At 36.0% G+C, this 19,929-nt stretch carries 22 protein-coding genes and 1 rRNA gene; 16 read left to right on the top strand and 7 right to left on the bottom strand.

Annotated features, from left to right (window positions below; all coding sequences use genetic code 11):
- Positions 1-42: 42 nt before the first annotated feature.
- A 16S ribosomal RNA gene (locus QWY91_RS17120) occupies positions 43-1,570 on the bottom strand.
- 886 nt (positions 1,571-2,456) lie between these two features.
- On the opposite strand from QWY91_RS17120, the gene thrS reads away from it, so the two are divergent.
- The 4 genes from thrS (at position 2,457) to rplT (ending at position 5,668) form a co-directional block, all read left to right on the top strand.
- Positions 2,457-4,403 carry a threonine--tRNA ligase gene (thrS, locus tag QWY91_RS17115; RefSeq protein WP_290236726.1) on the top strand — a complete coding sequence of 649 codons (1,947 nt, stop codon included), beginning with the start codon at positions 2,457-2,459 and terminating at the stop codon, positions 4,401-4,403.
- A gap of 22 nt (positions 4,404-4,425) precedes the next feature.
- Positions 4,426-4,983, top strand: coding sequence for a translation initiation factor IF-3 (gene infC, locus QWY91_RS17110; protein WP_290237122.1), 558 nt, complete (start codon positions 4,426-4,428; stop codon positions 4,981-4,983).
- A 36-nt stretch (positions 4,984-5,019) separates the two neighbouring features.
- Positions 5,020-5,217 carry a 50S ribosomal protein L35 gene (gene rpmI / locus QWY91_RS17105; protein ID WP_290236724.1) on the top strand — a complete coding sequence of 66 codons (198 nt, stop codon included), beginning with the start codon at positions 5,020-5,022 and terminating at the stop codon, positions 5,215-5,217.
- Between the two features lie 106 nt (positions 5,218-5,323).
- Positions 5,324-5,668: a 50S ribosomal protein L20 gene (gene rplT, locus QWY91_RS17100; RefSeq protein WP_270060403.1), complete on the top strand. Its 345-nt coding sequence runs from the start codon at positions 5,324-5,326 to the stop codon at positions 5,666-5,668.
- 388 nt (positions 5,669-6,056) lie between these two features.
- Here rplT and QWY91_RS17095 read toward each other — a convergent pair whose 3' ends face one another.
- The 3 genes from QWY91_RS17095 to QWY91_RS17085 all read right to left on the bottom strand — a co-directional run bounded on the left by QWY91_RS17095 (position 6,057) and on the right by QWY91_RS17085 (position 7,575).
- Positions 6,057-6,758, bottom strand: a complete 702-nt coding sequence (locus QWY91_RS17095) for a putative outer membrane beta-barrel protein (protein ID WP_290236723.1) — start codon at positions 6,756-6,758, stop codon at positions 6,057-6,059.
- 113 nt (positions 6,759-6,871) lie between these two features.
- On the bottom strand, positions 6,872-7,261 hold the full coding sequence (locus QWY91_RS17090) for a rhodanese-like domain-containing protein (protein WP_290236721.1): 390 nt from the start codon (positions 7,259-7,261) through the stop codon (positions 6,872-6,874).
- Positions 7,261-7,575: a rhodanese-like domain-containing protein gene (locus QWY91_RS17085; RefSeq protein ID WP_290236719.1), complete on the bottom strand. Its 315-nt coding sequence runs from the start codon at positions 7,573-7,575 to the stop codon at positions 7,261-7,263. Before QWY91_RS17085 ends, QWY91_RS17090 begins: the two co-directional genes overlap by 1 nt.
- Before the next feature lie 150 nt (positions 7,576-7,725).
- Here QWY91_RS17085 and QWY91_RS17080 point away from each other — a divergent pair, with 150 nt between their 5' ends.
- From QWY91_RS17080 to QWY91_RS17025, 12 genes are all read left to right on the top strand, one after another.
- A complete protein-coding gene (locus tag QWY91_RS17080; RefSeq protein WP_290236717.1) occupies positions 7,726-8,178 on the top strand; it encodes a MarR family winged helix-turn-helix transcriptional regulator in 453 nt (150 codons plus the stop codon).
- 11 nt (positions 8,179-8,189) lie between these two features.
- Positions 8,190-8,822: an NAD(P)H-dependent oxidoreductase gene (locus tag QWY91_RS17075; protein WP_290236716.1), complete on the top strand. Its 633-nt coding sequence runs from the start codon at positions 8,190-8,192 to the stop codon at positions 8,820-8,822.
- A 21-nt stretch (positions 8,823-8,843) separates the two neighbouring features.
- A complete protein-coding gene (locus tag QWY91_RS17070; protein WP_290236715.1) occupies positions 8,844-9,413 on the top strand; it encodes a YceI family protein in 570 nt (189 codons plus the stop codon).
- A gap of 248 nt (positions 9,414-9,661) precedes the next feature.
- Positions 9,662-11,059 carry an anthranilate synthase component I family protein gene (locus tag QWY91_RS17065; RefSeq protein WP_290236713.1) on the top strand — a complete coding sequence of 466 codons (1,398 nt, stop codon included), beginning with the start codon at positions 9,662-9,664 and terminating at the stop codon, positions 11,057-11,059.
- A 206-nt stretch (positions 11,060-11,265) separates the two neighbouring features.
- Positions 11,266-11,838: an anthranilate synthase component II gene (locus tag QWY91_RS17060; RefSeq protein WP_290236711.1), complete on the top strand. Its 573-nt coding sequence runs from the start codon at positions 11,266-11,268 to the stop codon at positions 11,836-11,838.
- 78 nt (positions 11,839-11,916) lie between these two features.
- Positions 11,917-12,906: an anthranilate phosphoribosyltransferase gene (trpD, locus tag QWY91_RS17055; protein WP_290236710.1), complete on the top strand. Its 990-nt coding sequence runs from the start codon at positions 11,917-11,919 to the stop codon at positions 12,904-12,906.
- A gap of 9 nt (positions 12,907-12,915) precedes the next feature.
- A complete protein-coding gene (trpC, locus tag QWY91_RS17050; RefSeq protein ID WP_290236709.1) occupies positions 12,916-13,707 on the top strand; it encodes an indole-3-glycerol phosphate synthase TrpC in 792 nt (263 codons plus the stop codon).
- Positions 13,708-14,042: 335 nt separating this feature from the next.
- Positions 14,043-14,693, top strand: a complete 651-nt coding sequence (locus QWY91_RS17045) for a phosphoribosylanthranilate isomerase (RefSeq protein WP_290236708.1) — start codon at positions 14,043-14,045, stop codon at positions 14,691-14,693.
- Positions 14,694-14,994: 301 nt separating this feature from the next.
- Complete coding sequence (gene trpB / locus QWY91_RS17040; protein ID WP_290236706.1) at positions 14,995-16,176, top strand: tryptophan synthase subunit beta; 1,182 nt, start codon at positions 14,995-14,997, stop codon at positions 16,174-16,176.
- A gap of 257 nt (positions 16,177-16,433) precedes the next feature.
- Positions 16,434-17,201 (top strand): tryptophan synthase subunit alpha, encoded by a 768-nt coding sequence (gene trpA, locus QWY91_RS17035; protein ID WP_290236705.1) that lies wholly within the window; start codon positions 16,434-16,436, stop codon positions 17,199-17,201.
- Between the two features lie 77 nt (positions 17,202-17,278).
- Complete coding sequence (locus QWY91_RS17030; RefSeq protein ID WP_290236704.1) at positions 17,279-17,422, top strand: hypothetical protein; 144 nt, start codon at positions 17,279-17,281, stop codon at positions 17,420-17,422.
- 5 nt (positions 17,423-17,427) lie between these two features.
- Positions 17,428-17,562: a 30S ribosomal protein THX gene (locus QWY91_RS17025; protein WP_270060388.1), complete on the top strand. Its 135-nt coding sequence runs from the start codon at positions 17,428-17,430 to the stop codon at positions 17,560-17,562.
- A 160-nt stretch (positions 17,563-17,722) separates the two neighbouring features.
- Here QWY91_RS17025 and QWY91_RS17020 read toward each other — a convergent pair whose 3' ends face one another.
- The 3 genes from QWY91_RS17020 to yaaA form a co-directional block, all read right to left on the bottom strand.
- Positions 17,723-18,385, bottom strand: coding sequence for a uracil-DNA glycosylase family protein (locus QWY91_RS17020; protein WP_290237121.1), 663 nt, complete (start codon positions 18,383-18,385; stop codon positions 17,723-17,725).
- An 11-nt stretch (positions 18,386-18,396) separates the two neighbouring features.
- Positions 18,397-19,062, bottom strand: coding sequence for an HAD family hydrolase (locus QWY91_RS17015; protein ID WP_290236703.1), 666 nt, complete (start codon positions 19,060-19,062; stop codon positions 18,397-18,399).
- A gap of 85 nt (positions 19,063-19,147) precedes the next feature.
- Positions 19,148-19,909 (bottom strand): peroxide stress protein YaaA, encoded by a 762-nt coding sequence (yaaA, locus tag QWY91_RS17010; protein WP_290236702.1) that lies wholly within the window; start codon positions 19,907-19,909, stop codon positions 19,148-19,150.
- Positions 19,910-19,929 lie beyond the last annotated feature (20 nt).

Here is a 19,929-nt window from a genome sequence, read left to right as displayed (position 1 = left end):
ATCTAATTGCCAGTTCCTTATTAAAATAAGGTTCTGCTCTAGAAAGGAGGTGTTCCAGCCGCACCTTCCGGTACGGCTACCTTGTTACGACTTAGCCCCAGTTACCAGTTTTACCCTAGGCCGCTCCTTACGGTAACGGACTTCAGGTACCCCCAGCTTCCATGGCTTGACGGGCGGTGTGTACAAGGCCCGGGAACGTATTCACCGCATCATGGCTGATATGCGATTACTAGCGATTCCAGCTTCACGTAGTCGAGTTGCAGACTACGATCCGAACTGTGATAGGGTTTATAGATTCGCTCCTGGTCGCCCAGTGGCTGCTCTCTGTCCCTACCATTGTAGCACGTGTGTGGCCCAGGACGTAAGGGCCGTGATGATTTGACGTCATCCCCACCTTCCTCACGGTTTGCACCGGCAGTCTGGCTAGAGTTCCCACCATTACGTGCTGGCAACTAACCACAGGGGTTGCGCTCGTTATAGGACTTAACCTGACACCTCACGGCACGAGCTGACGACAACCATGCAGCACCTTGCAATCTGTCCGAAGAAAAAGATGTTTCCATCCCTGTCAGACTGCATTTAAGCCCTGGTAAGGTTCCTCGCGTATCATCGAATTAAACCACATGCTCCACCGCTTGTGCGGGCCCCCGTCAATTCCTTTGAGTTTCATTCTTGCGAACGTACTCCCCAGGTGGGTTACTTATCACTTTCGCTTAACCACCCAGCCCTCAATTAGGCCGGACAGCTAGTAACCATCGTTTACGGCGTAGACTACCAGGGTATCTAATCCTGTTCGCTACCTACGCTTTCGTCCATCAGCGTCAATATATTATTAGTGATCTGCCTTCGCAATCGGTATTCTGTGTAATATCTATGCATTTCACCGCTACACTACACATTCTAACCACTTCATAATAATTCAAGATCTACAGTATCAATGGCAGTTCTCCCGTTAAGCGGAAGACTTTCACCACTGACTTATAAATCCGCCTACGGACCCTTTAAACCCAATGATTCCGGATAACGCTTGGATCCTCCGTATTACCGCGGCTGCTGGCACGGAGTTAGCCGATCCTTATTCGCAGAGTACCGTCAGCCCTTTACACGTAAAGGGGTTTCTTCCTCTGTAAAAGCAGTTTACAACCCATAGGGCAGTCTTCCTGCACGCGGCATGGCTGGATCAGGCTCTCGCCCATTGTCCAATATTCCTCACTGCTGCCTCCCGTAGGAGTCTGGTCCGTGTCTCAGTACCAGTGTGGGGGATCTCCCTCTCAGGACCCCTACCTATCGTTGCCATGGTAAGCCGTTACCTTACCATCTAGCTAATAGGACGCATACTCATCTCTTACCGTAACCTTTAATCACTAATCGATGCCGATCAATAATACTATGAGGTATTAATCCACGTTTCCATGGGCTATCCCTCAGTAAGAGGTAGATTGTATACGCGTTACGCACCCGTGCGCCGGTCGTCAGCAAAAAAGCAAGCTTTCTTCTGTTACCCCTCGACTTGCATGTGTTAAGCCTGCCGCTAGCGTTCATCCTGAGCCAGGATCAAACTCTTCATCGTTGTTTCATTATTTTGTAACAATCAAATCGTAAGTTTGCGTTCTTATATAAATAAGAAGTTTAAAGCTCAAAAGACGACTTTCTAGTCTTAATTCTTAATTCTACACTTCCATTTCCTAAAATTACAATAAAGTAATTTCAAGTAATGTCGTTTGTCAATTCAATATGTCAATGAACTCATTTAAAAGTCCGGGATAAAAATCCCTTCGATAGAAACAAAGGACTCGAACCTTACTACAACCCCAAGCGGTATTTCCTAGTTAATCAGTATTTTAAGAGCGTTTTAAGTTTTTCTTAAAGCGGTTGCAAATATACAACTCTTTTTAAAACTCACAAGTAAAAAATAAAAATATTTTTTTCTTAATTTTAAACGCTACTTCCAAAGAACATCGCTGTCAAAGCGGATGCAAATATACGACCCTTTTTCTTTAACCACCAAAACTTTTTTTAAGTTTTTTTTTCGATCCCTTCTTCCGTATTTATCAATGAACTCCCGCCCTCACAACCAATCATTACAGCGCTAAGCGGGTGCAAATATATATCCTAATTCTATTTTGACAATGAAAAAATAAACAAAATTTAAAAATAATTTAAAATTAGATTTCAAGATTTTAATACACAACTATTTAAGAAAACTAAAATTGTGTTAGGGATAGCAACGGCATCCTTGGCGCTATAATTTTTACAGATAAACATGTCCTCTCAATGAAGTTTTACGTCTCAAAAATAAATTTCATCTATAATAGTAGCGCCAAGATATAGTGGATAGCCCGATCCCTATAATTGCAATTATAGGGAAACACCCATAAAATACTAAATAGTAGTATTGCGCAAACAATAACAACTATTATCTTTGCTACCTATAATAACGACTATAATATATAGACATGATAAAGGTAACATTGCCAGATGGCAGTATTAAGGAATTTGAAAAAGGCTCTACTCCTATGGATGTAGCCCAAAGTATAAGTAGTGGGCTTGCCAGGAATGTAATTTCTGCAAAATATAATGATAGTACAGTAGAAACTTCTACTCCTTTAGAATCTGATGGCACCCTTACCTTATATACATGGAAAGACAAAGAAGGAAAACAAGCTTTTTGGCATTCTACTTCTCACGTAATGGCTCAAGCCATCCAAGATCTTTATCCAGGTGCTAAATTAACGATTGGCCCATCTATAGAAAATGGATTTTATTATGACGTGGATTTTGGTGAGCATAAAATTTCTGAGAATGATTTCGCCAAAATCGAAAATCGCATGTTGGAAATCGCCAGAGGTAAACACGACTTCAGCATGAGATCGGTTACGAAGGATGAAGCGCTTAACTTTTATAAGGAGGTAGGAAATCCCTTTAAAGTTGAATTGATTGAAAATCTTGAGGATGGCACTATTACCTTCTGTGACCATGACACGTTTACAGATTTATGCCGTGGAGGACATATTCCTAATACCGGAATTATTAAAGCGGTAAAATTAATGAGTGTTGCGGGAGCTTATTGGCGAGGTGATGAAAATAATCCACAACTTACCCGTGTTTACGGTACAAGTTTCCCCAAACAAAAAGAACTAAAAGAATATCTTGAACTTTTAGAAGAAGCGAAAAAGAGGGATCATAGAAAACTTGGAAAAGAACTAGAACTTTTCACCTTTTCGCAAAAAGTTGGACAAGGTTTACCATTATGGCTACCTAAAGGCGCCGCTTTACGGGAGCGCTTAGAGAACTTTCTTAAGAAAGCACAAAGGAAAGCCGGATATGAAATGGTCGTTAGCCCCCATATAGGTAATAAAGATCTATATGTAACTTCTGGGCATTATGCCAAATATGGCGAAGATAGTTTCCAACCAATTAAAACACCGCACGAAGGAGAAGAGTTTTTATTAAAGCCAATGAATTGCCCTCATCATTGTGAAATATACAATTCACAATCCTGGAGCTATAGAGATTTACCAAAACGATTTGCTGAATTTGGAACCGTTTATCGTTATGAACAAAGCGGAGAGCTGCATGGATTAACCCGTGTTCGTGGCTTTACTCAGGATGATGCTCATATTTTCTGTATGCCAGAACAGTTAGACGATGAATTTAAAAAAGTTATCGATCTTACCTTATACGTATTCGATAGTTTAGGCTTTGAAAACTTTACGGCACAGGTTTCTTTAAGAGATCCTGAGAATAAAGAAAAATATATAGGTAGTGATGATGTTTGGGAAAAAGCGGAAACTGCCATTATTAATGCAGCTAAAGAAAAAGGTTTAGATTATGTAATCGAAACCGGTGAAGCAGCATTTTATGGGCCAAAGTTAGACTTCATGGTAAAAGATGCACTTGGCAGAAGCTGGCAACTTGGCACTATTCAGGTAGATTATAATTTACCGGAACGTTTTGACCTGACATATAAAGGAAGTGACAATAATACACATAGACCTGTAATGATCCACAGAGCTCCATTTGGAAGCATGGAAAGATTTATTGCCATCTTATTAGAACACACTGGAGGTAATTTCCCACTATGGTTGATGCCAGAACAGGCTACTATACTCTCTCTCAGTGAGAAATATGAAAATTATAGCCAAAAAGTTTTAAGTTTATTAGAAAATCACGAAATTCGCAGCGTAGTAGATAACAGAAATGAAACTATCGGAAAGAAAATAAGGGAAGCCGAAGTGCAAAAATTCCCTTATATGCTTATAGTTGGAGAACAGGAAGCTAAAGATGGTACGGTTTCTGTACGTAAACATGGCGAAGGCGATATTGGCACTATGCCAGTAGAAGACTTTGCTGAAATTATAAATAACGAAATTAGAAAAACGCTAAAAGCGTTTGAAGTATAACTAAAAACTTGAAGCCATAGCAATACGAAGAAAAAAATCGAGACAACAAAGAGTAACTCGTAAGGAAGATCAACACAAAATTAACCAGAAGATTAGAGCTAGTGAAGTTCGATTGGTTGGGGATAATGTGGAAATGGATGTTTACCCGATCGAAAAAGCTTTAGCTATTGCTGAAGAACTGGGACTTGATTTGGTTGAAATTTCTCCTGATGCCAAGCCACCTGTGGTTAAGGCGATGGATTATAAGAAGTTCCTTTACGAACAAAAGAAGCGCGAAAAAGTCATGAAGGCTAAAGCGAGCAAAGTTGTCGTTAAGGAAATTCGTTTTGGGCCAAATACAGATGACCACGATTACGAATTCAAAAAGAAAAATGCTGAGAAGTTCCTGAAGGATGGTGCTAAATTAAAAGCATTTGTTTTCTTTAAAGGTCGTTCTATTGTATTTAAAGATAAAGGAGAAATCCTTTTATTAAGATTAGCGACAGATCTTGAAGAATTCGGAAAGGTTGAGCAAATGCCAAAGCTTGAAGGGAAACGAATGACGATGTTCATGTCACCTACAACTTCTAAGAAAAAATAAGAAATAAGAGAGTTATAATTATAAAAGAAGGATAGCATGCCTAAGATGAAAACGAAATCCAGCGCAAAGAAGCGTTTTAAGCTAACAGGTTCTGGAAAGATTAAAAGAAAGCACGCGTTTAAAAGTCACATCTTAACAAAGAAGTCTAAGAAACGTAAGCTTAAGTTGACGCACAGTACTCTAGTATCTGATGCTGATACAAATAATGTTAAACTTCAATTACGTTTAAAGTAACTGAAAGTTAACGGTTTAAATTCATTATAAACCCTGGAGTTGGGCAAATTAAAATTTTAATTTAAAAGTATCGATTTTCGATCGCCTGCTACAAAATCTAAAAATTATGCCAAGATCAGTAAATTCTGTTGCGAAAAGAGCTAGAAGAAAAAAAGTTCTTAAGCAAGCAAAAGGCTACTTTGGACGTCGTAAGAACGTTTGGACAGTAGCAAAAAATGCAGTTGAAAAAGCAATGCTTTACTCTTATAGAGACCGTAAAGCTAAAAAACGTAACTTCCGTTCATTATGGATTATGCGTATTAATGCTGCAGCTCGTCAACAAGGAATGTCTTATTCGCAGTTTATGGGAAAAGTAAAAGCTAATGAAATCGGATTAAACCGTAAGGTTTTAGCTGATTTAGCGATGAACCACCCAGATGCGTTTAAAGCAATTGTTGATAAAGTAAAATAAATAAAAACAATTATACTCTCTTATAAAAGACCGGCTTATATGAAGCCGGTCTTTTTTTGTTGCCGTTTTTGACCAATATTAGATTTCTAATAATCTAAATCTTAGATTCTCCTAACCGGATATTATTCCGCTTATCTTATAGATTATACTATTCGCCTAAACAAGAACAGCTATTCATCTAATTTCAAGAATAGCATATACTCTTCGTATGTATATTTGAAGTATCAAGTATTGATGGTTATTGGTTAGGTTAACGGGCAGTAGTTTGATTGTTTTATTGGTGGTTCTTAAACAATTTGTTTCTCATTTTTTTAGCTACTACTGCTCATTTTGAATTAAAAAAGCCTCGACAATGTCGAGGCTTTTTTTATGTATGGTTCTCTACTAGTTAATTGAAGTAACAACCACGACTTTTGGATTTCTGTGGACGATAATTTGAATCAAATATGATGAAAGACACACTTAACATTAATTGATTAAAACGTTTATTTTTAAAAACTGAATTTATTCCGCCGAAAGAAGTATAGTCTAATAGCACATCTGTTTCTTCTGAACTTTTAAAATTATGCTCATACCTTAAATCGACCTCAAAACGGCCAAAATGAGCTTTGGCTCCTATATTAGCAGAAATATAAGATTTATCGGTAGGTATTGCTCCATCAGGAAAAGACTCTTCGTATTCTAAAACAGCATCTCCAACCATCATACTTAAACCAGGTCCTACATACACATCGAATGGCTCATAAATATGATAGCCTAGAAGTATAGGAACACTTATTTTGTCGTAAGAGTACGAAGCAAAACGTTTATCAAAAGCAAAGTCTGATTTCGCCGTATTATATAAACCTTCCAGGCGTAAAAAAAGTTTACCGAAGCTTTTCTGCCCGTATATACCTCCATGAAATCCTTCCTTAAATTCAGATTCTAGAGTTCCGCCATTAAAGCCAGTGACAGGTACGCCTTGTGTTTCTATCTCAGCTCCAAAAACATAATTAACTCCGGCCTTTACTCCTATTATTAGGTCTTGTTGCGCCAAGGAAGTTGTTACCGAAAATAATAGAAAAGAAAGCAGTGTAAAAATTTTTCTCATAGAACTGTATATAAAATTCGAGCTAAATATAGAATATATTTAACATTTGGAGCATATTAGATATAAAAAATGGAAACTGTTTTATAGTTTCCATTTTAAAAGTAAAATTGTTTCTAGTAAACCTCACCACCTAAAAGTATCCAATCCTGAATACCACCTTCGAGTTCGTATACTTCATTAAAACCATCTTTTTTAAGAATTTTGATCGCTTTCTTAGTATTTTCTTTATCCTCGCCGTAAATAACTATCGGCTTGTCTTTAGAAAGCGTATCAAAAAATAATGAATTGTCACTATTCTCGTTAAGAATGATATTCTTAGCCTTTAGTATATGTGCATCAGCGAATTCTTCTTCAGATCGTACATCCAATACCTGAAATTCTTCTTCATTTAGACGCTCTAACATTTCTTCAGGAGAAATCATATCGATCTCACTTGCTTCCACTTCCTTGCATGCTTGTAAGGATAGAAGTAATAGGACTAAAACAAGAAGCCCACTTCTCATTAGTCTTGTGCAGTTTCGCCTTCCCATTCCATAAAACCACCTTGCAAATTATAAGTATTTGCATAGCCAAGTTGATCAAGAATAGTACAAGCCTGGGCGCTACGCTTCCCGGAACGACAATAAACATAGAAGTTCTTACTTTTATCAAGCTTTTCAACTTCATCTATAAATCCCTGTCCCTGGTAAATATCAATATTCTTAGATTCAGGAATATATCCTTCTTCAACTTCTTCTTCCGTACGAACATCTAAAACAACTGCATCGCTATCTGCCGCTAATTGTTTACTCCATTCTTCTTGTGAAAGCTCTTTCATAATTTCAATTTTCTAATTATCGCAGTAAATATACTGTTCTAAAAAAAACCATAACTAAACTCTGAAAAACAAACCCCTTTTTTTAACAATATTTTAATAAAATACTAAATCATCAAATATATATTTGTATAGACAAATGTTGTTTAGACAATGAAAGTAGAGAAACTGATTCAAACCGAACATAAATTAAGCGAAAACAAGAAGTTCGCTATAAACGTATTATTGTGCGCTAGTAAAGTTACCACTATGATGGGTGATGTCTTAAAACCGTACGATGTTTCTATGCAGCAATTTAATGTGTTGAGAATCTTAAGAGGTCAAAAGGGAAATCCAGCAAATCTAAACACTATTCAGGAAAGAATGGTCAATAAGATGAGTAATACGACTCGTTTAGTTGATAAGCTAATAAAAAAGAACCTTGTTCAGCGCCATATTTGCGAACAGAATAGACGTAAAGTAGAAATTGCAATTACAGAGGATGGTTTGGCACTGCTAGATAAATTAGATCCTTTAGTAGAACAGGTTGAAAATGACTTTGCCGAATCGCTATCTGAGGAAGAATTAGTCTTACTGAATACAAGCTTAGAAAAAATTAGAACCTAAATTATAGAATTATGGATACTACAATTGAAGATTTAAAATGGAGATATGCTACAAAGCAATTTGATGCTACTAAAAAAATATCAAAAAATGATCTAGACACTCTTCTAGAAGGAGTTCAGTTGTCTGCTTCATCTTACGGCTTACAACCTTACCAAATCTTTGTAATTGAAAACCCTGAGATTAGAGAAAAATTAAAAACAGCTGCATTCAATCAATCTCAATTGACAGAAGGCTCGCAGGTAATTGTTTTTGCTAACCATAAAAAGTTAGACGAAGCCTACGTAGATAACTATATAAAAAATATTGCTCAAACAAGGAATATGGATGTAGAAGATCTTCAGGGAATGGCCGATACGATCAAAAATTCTACGCTTCAATTACCTGATGATAAACAAAACGAATGGGCACAGAAGCAATCTTACATCGCACTTGGTTTTTTACTGACTACAGCAGCTAGTTTAAAAATTGATGTGTGCCCTATGGAAGGTTTCTCTGCTGAAGAATTTGATAAAATTTTAGGTTTAGAAGAGAAAGGACTTCATACAGGTGTTATCGCATGTATAGGATATAGAAGTGAAGAAGACGATATGCAACATGCAGCTAAAGTAAGAAAGTCGAAAGAGGATTTATTTAATTTTATATAAACGTCAAATACAAAAATTGCTATGAAAAAGAATGTTTTAAAAGGAGCTTTAGCTTCACTTGTTGTGATCGCTATGATGTCTTTCACAAGTATTATCGAAAAGGTAAATGTTAAAAATAGTACCGTAGAATGGACTGGTGAAAAAGTTACCGGATCTCACAATGGAAATATCGATCTTAAATCGGGTTTTCTAGATGTTGAAGGAGATAAAATTACAGGTGGCGAATTTGTAATGGATATGACCTCGATCGATGTAACCGATTTAGAAGGAGAAGGTAAAGGTAAATTGGAAGGCCACCTAAAATCTGATGACTTTTTTGGTGTATCCAACCACCCAGAAGCTAAACTTGTGATTAATACTGCTTCTAAAAAATCTGAAAACACTTATGGTGTTGTTGCAGATTTAACTATTAAAGGAATCACTAACCCGGTTACATTTGATATGAACTATGATGGAAAATCTGCAACTGCAGATCTTACCATAGATCGTACAAAATATGATGTACGTTATGGTTCTGGTAGTTTCTTCGATAATTTAGGAGATAAAACAATCTACGATGAATTTGAGATCGCTGTAGATTTAAAATTTTAATACCCCTAACACTCTAACGCAATCCCGTAATCTCCCCTACAGATTACGGGATTATTTTTTTGAGCTTTTTTATTTGTCCTTTCAAATATCATAACTATCTTTGAAAAGATGAAAAACAGAATAGCAAATACTTGGTGGTGGTCTAACTTACGTGCAAACTTCGTGAGCTAAACTGCCATTGTATAATAATATATAACCAAAAGGCTTGTCTCACGACAAGCCTTTTTTTATTTCAATTCGCCTTAAATATGTACAAACTTAAAACCAATCACAAAAAATTACTTGCAGATACGATTACTCCGGTAAGCGTATATTTAAAAGTACGCGATAAATATCCAAATAGTCTTCTACTAGAAAGTAGCGATTATCATGCAAATAAAAACAGTTTTTCTTATATCTGCTGTAATCCAATTGCATCTATAAGAGTACAAAATGAAGAAATAATTGAGGAATTTCCTGATGGAACTTCTACTACGACAAAAATTACTTCAGACATCAACATTCCTAATAAAATTCAGGATTTTGGGAAATTGTTCGATACTGAAGATTTAGATTTCAAATTTATAAATAACGGTCTCTTCGGCTATATCTCTTACGATGGTGTACGTTATTTTGAAGATATTGAAATCAAAAAGAAAAAAGGCGATCTAGAATTACCGGATATGTATTATGCGGTCTATCAAAATATTATTGCAATAAATCATTTCAATAATCAAGCTTTTATTTTTAACCATTCGTACGATGGTGACAATAAAATTGCAGAAATCGAGCAGCTTATTAGCGTAAAGAATTTCTCAACCTATAATTTTTATCGCGACGGCGAAACCCAAAGTAATTTATCCGACGACGAGTTTATCGAACAAGTGAAATTCGGTAAAAAACACTGTTTTCGCGGAGATGTTTTTCAGATTGTACTTTCCAGACGATTTTCTCAAAAGTTTAAAGGAGACGAATTTAACGTATACCGCGCTTTACGAAGCATAAACCCCTCGCCTTACCTATTCTATTTTGACTACGGAAACTTTAAAATCTTCGGAAGCTCTCCAGAAGCGCAATTAGTTGTAGACGAAGGTCAGGCTGAAATTCACCCTATTGCCGGAACTTTTAAACGTACCGGAAACGATGAAAAAGATGCCGAAATTGCCAAACAATTAAGTGCCGACGAGAAAGAAAACGCAGAACATGTAATGTTGGTAGATCTTGCTCGTAACGACCTTAGTCGAAACGGAAGCAATGTAAAGGTAGAAACCTATCGCGAAATTCAGTTTTTCTCTCACGTTATTCACCTGGTGAGTAAAGTTACCGGAACAAAAAATCCAGATACCTCGACAATGCAGGTCGTTGCCGATACATTCCCGGCAGGAACGTTAAGTGGCGCACCAAAACACAGCGCAATGAAGCTTATCGAAGAATGCGAAAATGTAAATAGAGATGCCTACGGCGGTGCGATAGGATTTATGGATTTCCACGGAAACTTCAACCACGCCATCATCATCAGATCTTTTGTAAGTAAAAATCACCACTTGCACTATCAGGCAGGTGCCGGTGTCGTTTCAGAATCTAAAAACGAAAACGAATTACAAGAAGTATATAACAAACTAGGCGCACTAACAAACGCATTAGAAATAGCTGAAAATGTTGAATAATGGCGTTACCTCCCTAACGGGTGGTCGGGCTTTCGGTAGTCGCTTTTTTAAACGCTAACTCGTTTAAAAAGAGCTCCAACAATACCTCAATCCCTAACGCAAACAGATCCACAAACTCTAGGGAAACCTAAGAGTATGAAAATCGAGAATAATTAAAATTTCGGGAAATTCTACCGAACAATAAAAACCTCAATGAGGGATAGAAAATGAAAAAAGTATTAGTTATAGATAATTACGATTCGTTTGTGTACAACCTGGTACATTATCTAGAAGATCTAGATTGCGACGTTACAGTAAGAAGAAACGATCAATTAGATATCGATTTTGTAGAAAATTTCGATAAAATATTATTGTCTCCCGGTCCTGGTATCCCTTCAGAAGCCGGACTTTTAAAACCGATTATAGAAAAATACGGAGCAACCAAAAGTATTTTTGGTGTTTGCTTAGGCCAGCAAGCCATCGGCGAAGTTTACGGCGGTACTTTAGGGAATCTAGACTCGGTATATCATGGTATTGCTACAGATATAGATATTGTAGTAGAAGATGAACCCTTATTTGCTGGTTTAGATAAAAAGATAAAAGTTGGTCGTTATCATTCTTGGGTAGTTTTAAAAGATTTACCAGATGCTTTGGAAGCTACCGCTTTTGATGATAAAGGACAAATCATGTCACTACGCCATAGAGAATATGATGTTCGCGGCGTTCAGTTTCATCCGGAATCAGTTTTAACTCCAGAAGGAAAGAAAATGATCGAAAATTGGGTAAAAGCAGATTCATAAAGTAAAAACGAAGCAAACATCTAATTTTCAAAACATATACATTTATCTTCCGTTTTTTAACGGAGCATTTCTTATATAATGAAAGCATTACTCAATAGGTTAATTAACCACGAAACCATCAGTAAAGAAGAAGCTAAACAAGCTTTATTCAATATATCAGATGGAGAATATAACGAAAGTCAAATTGCTGCTTTTCTAACCGTTTACATGATGCGAAGTGTAACTATTGCCGAGTTAGAAGGTTTTAGGGACGCACTTCTAGAACTTTGTGTAGCTATCGATCTAAGCGCTTACGATCCTATCGATCTTTGTGGTACGGGAGGCGATGGTAAAAATACCTTCAATATATCTACAACTTCATCTTTTGTTACTGCTGGTGCCGGAGTTCATGTCGCAAAACATGGTAATTATGGTGTTTCTTCAGTAAGCGGAAGTTCAAATGCTATGGAACATTTGGGTATCAAATTCAGCAATCGCCCCGACTTTTTAGAAAAATGTATCGATAAAGCAGGAATCTGTGTTTTACATGCGCCGCTATTTCACCCAGCCATGAAAAACGTTGCTCCTATTCGTAAAAGCTTAGCTGTGAAAACCTTTTTCAACATGTTGGGTCCTATGGTGAATCCTGCATTTCCGAAGAATCAGTTAGTGGGTGTTTTCAATTTAGAATTAGCTAGAATGTATGGGTATCTTTATCAAAACACCGATAAAAATTTCAGTATCTTATATGCATTAGATGGTTACGACGAGATTTCGTTAACAAGCGATACTAAAGTAATTTCTAATAACACCGAAAGTATAATAAAACCTAGTGATTTTGGAGTTAAGAAATTAAAACAAGAAGAAATTTACGGTGGCGGAACTATAGAAAATTCAGCAATGATTTTAGTAAATATCTTAAAAGGACAAGGTACCGAAGCTCAGGAAAATGTAGTCTGTGCTAATGCGGGAATGGCAATTTCTACAGCAAAAGGTATCACACCTCGAGAAGGATTTTATGCTGCTAAAGATTCTATCAAATCTGGTAAAGCCTTACAGGCACTAAAAAAATTACAAGAATTAAGCTAATAAGAACTTATGAATATTCTAGATAAAATAATAGCAGATAAACATAAAGAACTGGTTTTAAAAAAACTGGTTGTTCCGGTTTCCCAATTGGAAAATTCAGCGTTGTTTGAAAGAGAAACTGTTTCTTTAGCTAATGCTCTCCGAAAAAGTAAAAGCGGAATTATTGCTGAACATAAACGTCGTTCTCCTTCTAAATCGGTAATTAACCACAGTTTAAATGTAGAAGATGTCGCTAAAGGTTACGAAAATGCTGGAGTTAGTGGAATGTCGGTTTTAACCGATGGTAAGTATTTTGGAGGTTCTTTAGATGATTTGCTTTTCGCCAGAGCTTCAGTAAGAATGCCTATTTTAAGAAAAGAGTTTGTAATTGACGAATATCAATTATTAGAAGCAAAGGCTCATGGAGCCGATGTTATTCTGTTAATTGCGGCTGTTTTAGAACAATCACAAATTAAACAATTATCTGAGTTTGCTAAAAATCTAGGTTTAGATGTATTGCTTGAAGTGCATAACCAAGAAGAGTTAGAAAAATCGATTATGCCAAGCCTGGATATGTTAGGTGTAAATAACCGAAACTTAAAAACCTTTGAAGTTAGCACGCAAACCAGCAAAGATCTTTCAGAAAAAATACCTGATGATTTTGTAAAAGTTAGCGAAAGCGGAATCAGTTCCGTAGCGGCTATCAACGATTTAAAACAATATGGTTACGAAGGTTTTTTAATTGGAGAAAACTTTATGAAAACCGATAATCCCGGTGAAAGTGCGAAAGCTTTTATTGAAGAATTAGAAACTAGAAGTTAGTAAATAGAGTATAGATCGCTTCGCTGTTAGATATGATAATTTGATTTGTTGATTTGATGATGCGGTGGTTTGAAGATTAGAAAAGAAATATAATTATTTTGAAGTTAATATGGCCTATCAAAGATTGCTCGTAAAATTGGAAGTGAAAGAAGCATAAAATTTTAGGCTGTTTGAGCGTAGCGAATTCCTAAAATTTAGCTTCAGAACGTACAATTTAGAGCAAGGTTTGTAAGCCTAGTTTTTTTGTTTCTTTTTTCAGCAATGGAAAAAAGAAAAAACGAACTAATAGCTAAATAATAATAGCCTTTAAACTGTAAACCATAAACTTAAAAACCATGAACTTAAAACTCAAAATATGCGGAATGAAACATCCTGAAAATATTCAGGAAATCGCTGCATTGCACCCAGATTATATGGGTTTTATTTTCTACGAAAAAACACCTCGTTTTTTTAATACTGAAATACCTAAAATTTCAGATTCGATAAAAAAGACCGGTGTTTTTATAGAATCTGAAATCAGTGAAATTTTAGATAAAATCACTGAATTCGATTTAAATGCAATTCAGCTTCATGGTGGTGAGTCGGCTGAGTTTTGTGCAGAATTAAAAACAGTTTTAAAAGAAACGAATATTGAAATTATAAAAGTGTTTTCCGTAAAGTCTGAATTCGATTTTAATCAATTAGCAGATTTTGAAGACACCGTTGATTATTTCCTTTTCGATACCAAAGGCAAACATAAAGGCGGGAATGGCGAAACTTTCGACTGGACTTTGCTTAAAGATTACCCATCTGAAAAACCATTTTTTTTAAGTGGAGGTATTGGATTAGAGCAATTAGAAGATCTACAAGAATTTTATACCTATTTCAGCAAAATCGGTAAAGCACACTTATTATACGCTATAGATGTAAACAGTGCTTTCGAAAATGAACCCGGACTTAAAAATGCAAAAAAACTTAAACAATTTGTTGATGAAATAATTTCATAATGTGGCAATGTGGTGATTTGATAATGGAAAGAGGAATAATTATTTTGAATATTGAATAAGATTGAAAAATGGCCTATCGAAAATTGCTCGTGAAGAAAGGATGATTTGGAAATAATACAAGTAAAACGTCATGCTGAACTTGATTCAGCGTCTCACACAACTTATGAGCTCCCGGATCAAATCTGGGATGATGAAATAGGAAACATTAAAGTTAAAACTGTTTACTGAAAACAGTTAACCATAAACTAAGAATAAAAATTAAGCTGAAAGCTGAAAGCTCTAAGCTAAAAAGCTAAATAAAATGACATATCAAGCAGACGAAAAAGGATACTACGGCGAGTTTGGCGGCGCCTTTATTCCTGAAATGCTATATCCTAATGTTGAAGAATTGCGTAAGCAGTATTTAGACATTATGAAAGAAGATTCTTTTCAGAAAGAATTTAAAGCGCTTCTAAAAGATTACGTAGGTCGCCCTACTCCGCTTTACTATGCAGAACGTTTCAGTAAAAAATACAATACCAAAGTATATTTAAAACGAGAAGATCTTTGTCATACTGGTGCTCATAAAGTGAACAACACTGTTGGACAAATTTTAATGGCCAAACGTCTTGGTAAAAATAGAATAATTGCTGAAACCGGTGCAGGCCAACATGGTGTTGCTACAGCTACGGTTTGTGCACTAATGGGAATTGAGTGTATTGTGTACATGGGCGAAATTGATATTGAACGCCAGGCGCCAAACGTGGCCCGAATGAAGATGCTAGGTGCAAAAGTAGTTCCGGCAAAATCGGGTAGTAAAACCCTAAAAGATGCGACTAACGAAGCAATTCGGGATTGGATTAACAATCCATTAGACACGCATTATATTATCGGATCTGTGGTGGGACCTCATCCTTATCCAGATATGGTGGCGAGATTTCAAGCAATAATTTCAGAAGAAATTAAAGTTCAACTTAAAGAAAAAGAAAATCGGGAAAATCCAGATTATGTTGTGGCTTGTGTAGGAGGTGGTAGTAATGCGGCCGGTGCGTATTTCCATTATTTAGATAATCCTGAAGTTGGTATTATTGCGGTAGAAGCTGCCGGAAAAGGAATTTATACCGGAGAAAGTGCAGCAACTTCGGCTTTAGGAAAAGAAGGAATTATCCACGGAAGCAAAACGCTTTTGATGCAAACTGAAGACGGACAAATAACTGAACCGTATTCGATTTCCGCTGGTTTAGATTATCCGGGAGTTGGCCCAATGCACGCCAATCTATTTAGAAGCGGTCGCGGCGAATTTATTTCAATCACCGATAAAGCTGCCATGGATGCCGGCTTAGAATTGGCAAAATTAGAAGGAATTATTCCTGCAATCGAAACCTCTCACGCTCTGGCAATTTTTGAAGATCGAAAATTTAAAGAAGATGATATTATCGTGGTAAATCTTTCTGGTCGTGGCGATAAAGATCTAAATACGTATATCGATTATTTTGATCTTTAGAAATTAAATTTAAAATGCTGAAGTTTTAGTGTTTTCGTCATTCCGTCCCAATAGCTATCGGTAGATACGGAATCTCATACCGGTACGTAACTAATTGTAGGAAGCCATTATTGGATGAGACCCTAAATCAAGTTCAGGGTGACGAGATAAAATTAAAATCAAGATTTGTAAGCCTAGATTTTTTTGTTTCTTTTTCATCAATGGAAAAAGAAAGTGAGAATAAAAGCTGAAAGCAAAACAACCAAAAGCTTAAAAAAATGAATAGAATTAATCAAAAAATGAAAGAAGACAAAAAACTTCTTTCTATATATTTTACCTCAGGATATCCTGAAATTAACGATACGGTAGAAATCATTAAAAATCTAGAAAAAAATGGAATCGATTTTATCGAAATTGGACTTCCGTTTAGTGATCCTTTAGCTGATGGTCCAACAATTCAGGAAAGTTCTACCATTGCTTTAAAAAGCGGAATGACCACCAATAAACTCTTTGAACAATTAAAAAATATTCGTTCTGAAGTTTCTATTCCGCTAGTCATTATGGGTTATTTTAATCCGATACTTCAATTTGGCGTAGAAAAATTTTGTGCAAAATGCGAAGAAGTAGGAATCGACGGACTCATAATTCCAGATCTTCCGGTAGATGTTTATAATGACGAATACAAAGCGATATTCGATAAACACGGACTAAAAAATATATTCTTAATCACGCCACAGACTTCCGAAGAGCGTATTCGGTTTATCGATGAAGTTTCCAACGGATTTATTTATATGGTAAGTACCGCTAGTGTTACTGGAGGGACTAAAGGTTTTGGAGAGGATACTAAGGCTTACTTTAAGAGGATTGCTGATATGAATTTGAAGAATCCCCAGATTGTAGGATTTGGAATTAGTGATGAAGATACCTTTAACCAAGCAACTAAATATGCAAAAGGTGCTATTATTGGTAGTGCATTTATAAAGCACATAAACAAGCACGGGAAAGACAGTATCCACGAGTTTGTAAAAACGGTTAGACCGGTTTAACCAAAGTCTAACACTGTATTAGGAGCTTTTAAGAAAAGCGGTTCGTATCTTTAAGTTGAATCTTAAAAACACGAATTATGGGAGGGCCAATTGAAGATAACCACCGAACTAGAAAAACAGATCAAAAGAATCCGACACAACCATCGGGAAATAGAAACGAATCTACCAACGAAGTAGATATCGACGAAAAAACAGTTAAAGATCAACAAAACAAAAAATAGATTCTATGGGAAGAGGCGATAAAAAAACTAAACGAGGGAAAATAGCGATCGGCACTAGCGGAAAACTACGACCTAAACGTAAAAAATTTAAAGTAAAGCCGACGACCCTCGCAGAACAGGATAAAAAAGCTTTGCAGTAAATTACCCAAAATTAAAGCTATGAGGTATTTATAAGAAATTAATTTATTATTTCGAGGCAAATCTCGCGGCTTTTAATCTCGATTATCGAGCAAATAATCTGCAAAATGATAATCCCTGAAATTCAATTTGAGTTTCAGGGATTTTTACTTTTTAGAGGGTTTAGAAAAACTCTTTATACTGAAGAATTCTAAAATCTACGGTATTGAAATTAGAATCTTTCGACTTCAATTCTTTATAAAGTTGCATGCTTCCTATTGCTCGATTGGCAGAACCAGAAGGCGCAGTTAAAGAAACGGTCTTAATTAATCGTCCATCCAAAACAAACTGATGAATTCTTGGCGGTTCATTATCGATAACTTTCAGTTTGATATTTTCTTCTTCGGAATTTTTTAAATGTCTCCGGAAAAAATATTCGGGGCCATTTTTACTGTTTCCTCCCGTAAATAAAAGCGTATCGATTTTAGGATGATTTCGTAAAATCTGAAGCATATTCCGAAGTTCAACATCTTTCATTCCCAAATCAGAAGCATCTATCTTTTCTCGATAACTGCTTTCGACAACATCACAAATCCCGATGCCTCGCTTCCGAAGAAAATCCTTTCGTTGTGCAATAGCTTTTTCTGAAGTATCATAAATTAATTCCAGATCAAAAATTTGATCTAAAATTGGCCAAAGTAAACCATCCTGACTTCCGTAACAAAAATCAACATCGCGCTCCTTGAGTTTACGTTGTGTAAACCTGGGAGGCGGTAAAGTTCCGACGATAAGTTTGGTAGCACTCTCTGGAATAAATGGCGGGTATGGGTGTTTGTGATAAAAAATACCGATATTTTTTAAATTCGACCTTCTTTTTCTAAATATTGCGTGGCTTCCTGAAGCGTATCAAAAATCTTATCGGCAGCTTTTACGTTATCTTTTAAATTGGCGTCTGCCTGAATTGCTAAACATTCCAGGCCGGCTCCTTTTGCTGAAGCTACTCCGGTTTTAGTATCTTCGAAAACAATCATATTTTGTTTAGGCAAATTAATCTTTTCGATAGCAGTTAGATAACTTTCAGGATCTGGTTTGCTATTTTTCACATCAGTTCTTGTGATTGTAAACTCAAAATAATGATCGATTCCGGTTTTCTCTAAAAGAAATTCTACATTATTGCGAGGACTTCCGGTAACCAAATAAATTGGAATTCCTTTCTTCTTGAAAAGTTCGAGTGTTTCAATAGCAAAAGGCATAAATTCAACTTCCGATTCTTTTACCAACTTTTCGGCCATTCGCTCGCGCTTATACGTAAGATCTTCTCTGGAGATTGGTAGATCAAATTGCTCAATAATGGCTTTTGCATTAATCGGCGAAGGAGTTCCTGCGTAAGTTTTGATATAATAATCGTAGTCCAAATCGACATCATATTCTTTTAAAACTTCAGTCCAGGATTTGAAATGATAATGTTCTGAATCTACTAAAGTACCGTCAAAATCGAATATTGCTGCTTTGATTTCAGCCATTGTTGCTAGGTTTTTTGAAGTTTCACGAATATAATTCCGCAGTGATAAAAAAAGCTATTTTAAATATTAAACTTTCGTTAGATGTTTAACGTATAAATACCGGTTCGTTTTCTTTCTCGGTATGCTCTGCACTAAATTTATAATCATCATAATCGAAACCTTTGATATCGTCTAAAGTTTTTGCTGAAGTATCAATAATATAACGAACCATAGCACCTCTTGCTTTTTTGGCGTAAAAACTTATGATCTTTAATTTCCCATTTTTATAATCTTTAAAAACCGGAGCGATTACAGGTGTCTTTAATTCTTTCGTGTTTACTGCCTTAAAATATTCGTTACTGGCGAGATTAACAAAAAGTTCGTCTTCTTCTAATTCTGAATTCAAATAATCTGTCACCTTTTCTTTCCAAACTTCGTAAAGTGTATCGGTACTTTCGATTCCGATTTTAGTTCCCATTTCTAAACGATACGGCTGAATAAGATCCAATGGCTTTAGGATTCCGTACAAACCAGATAAAATTCGAAGTGTATTTTGAACATTATCGATTTTCTCTTCCGGAATCGAATATGCATCTAAACCATTATAAACATCTCCATTAAAAGCATACATCGCCGGGCGAGAATTCTTTTTGGTATGATCTTCTTCAAAATCCTGATAACGTGTGTAATTAAGATCAGCCAACTTATCGCTGATACTCATTAATTCTGAAATTTCTTTTTTAGTCATTCTTGCGAGCTTGCGATTAAGCTTAGCGGTAGTTTCTAAAAAAGAAGGCTGAGTTCCTCTGGTGGTCGGTAACTTCGATTCGTAATCCAGACTTTTAGCCGGTGATACAACTATTTTCATTTTTCTTTTCTATTTATAAT

Origin of the sequence: Zunongwangia endophytica (assembly GCF_030409505.1) — a bacterium.
GTDB classification, from domain to species: domain Bacteria; phylum Bacteroidota; class Bacteroidia; order Flavobacteriales; family Flavobacteriaceae; genus Zunongwangia; species Zunongwangia endophytica.
Note: the sequence above shows the minus strand (reverse complement) of the source record. Positions and strands in the feature narration are given on the sequence as shown.

What these genes read in the sequence shown, in the direction of transcription:
- thrS (WP_290236726.1), top strand. Translation starts at nt 2,457, where the DNA reads ATGATAAAGGTAACATTGCCAGATGGCAGTATTAAGGAATTTGAAAAA.
- rpmI (WP_290236724.1), top strand. Translation starts at nt 5,020, where the DNA reads ATGCCTAAGATGAAAACGAAATCCAGCGCAAAGAAGCGTTTTAAGCTA.
- rplT (WP_270060403.1), top strand. Translation starts at nt 5,324, where the DNA reads ATGCCAAGATCAGTAAATTCTGTTGCGAAAAGAGCTAGAAGAAAAAAA.
- QWY91_RS17095 (WP_290236723.1), bottom strand. Translation starts at nt 6,758, where the DNA reads ATGAGAAAAATTTTTACACTGCTTTCTTTTCTATTATTTTCGGTAACA.
- QWY91_RS17090 (WP_290236721.1), bottom strand. Translation starts at nt 7,261, where the DNA reads ATGAGAAGTGGGCTTCTTGTTTTAGTCCTATTACTTCTATCCTTACAA.
- QWY91_RS17085 (WP_290236719.1), bottom strand. Translation starts at nt 7,575, where the DNA reads ATGAAAGAGCTTTCACAAGAAGAATGGAGTAAACAATTAGCGGCAGAT.
- QWY91_RS17080 (WP_290236717.1), top strand. Translation starts at nt 7,726, where the DNA reads ATGAAAGTAGAGAAACTGATTCAAACCGAACATAAATTAAGCGAAAAC.
- QWY91_RS17075 (WP_290236716.1), top strand. Translation starts at nt 8,190, where the DNA reads ATGGATACTACAATTGAAGATTTAAAATGGAGATATGCTACAAAGCAA.
- QWY91_RS17070 (WP_290236715.1), top strand. Translation starts at nt 8,844, where the DNA reads ATGAAAAAGAATGTTTTAAAAGGAGCTTTAGCTTCACTTGTTGTGATC.
- QWY91_RS17065 (WP_290236713.1), top strand. Translation starts at nt 9,662, where the DNA reads ATGTACAAACTTAAAACCAATCACAAAAAATTACTTGCAGATACGATT.
- QWY91_RS17060 (WP_290236711.1), top strand. Translation starts at nt 11,266, where the DNA reads ATGAAAAAAGTATTAGTTATAGATAATTACGATTCGTTTGTGTACAAC.
- trpD (WP_290236710.1), top strand. Translation starts at nt 11,917, where the DNA reads ATGAAAGCATTACTCAATAGGTTAATTAACCACGAAACCATCAGTAAA.
- trpC (WP_290236709.1), top strand. Translation starts at nt 12,916, where the DNA reads ATGAATATTCTAGATAAAATAATAGCAGATAAACATAAAGAACTGGTT.
- QWY91_RS17045 (WP_290236708.1), top strand. Translation starts at nt 14,043, where the DNA reads ATGAACTTAAAACTCAAAATATGCGGAATGAAACATCCTGAAAATATT.
- trpB (WP_290236706.1), top strand. Translation starts at nt 14,995, where the DNA reads ATGACATATCAAGCAGACGAAAAAGGATACTACGGCGAGTTTGGCGGC.
- trpA (WP_290236705.1), top strand. Translation starts at nt 16,434, where the DNA reads ATGAATAGAATTAATCAAAAAATGAAAGAAGACAAAAAACTTCTTTCT.
- QWY91_RS17030 (WP_290236704.1), top strand. Translation starts at nt 17,279, where the DNA reads ATGGGAGGGCCAATTGAAGATAACCACCGAACTAGAAAAACAGATCAA.
- QWY91_RS17025 (WP_270060388.1), top strand. Translation starts at nt 17,428, where the DNA reads ATGGGAAGAGGCGATAAAAAAACTAAACGAGGGAAAATAGCGATCGGC.
- QWY91_RS17015 (WP_290236703.1), bottom strand. Translation starts at nt 19,062, where the DNA reads ATGGCTGAAATCAAAGCAGCAATATTCGATTTTGACGGTACTTTAGTA.
- yaaA (WP_290236702.1), bottom strand. Translation starts at nt 19,909, where the DNA reads ATGAAAATAGTTGTATCACCGGCTAAAAGTCTGGATTACGAATCGAAG.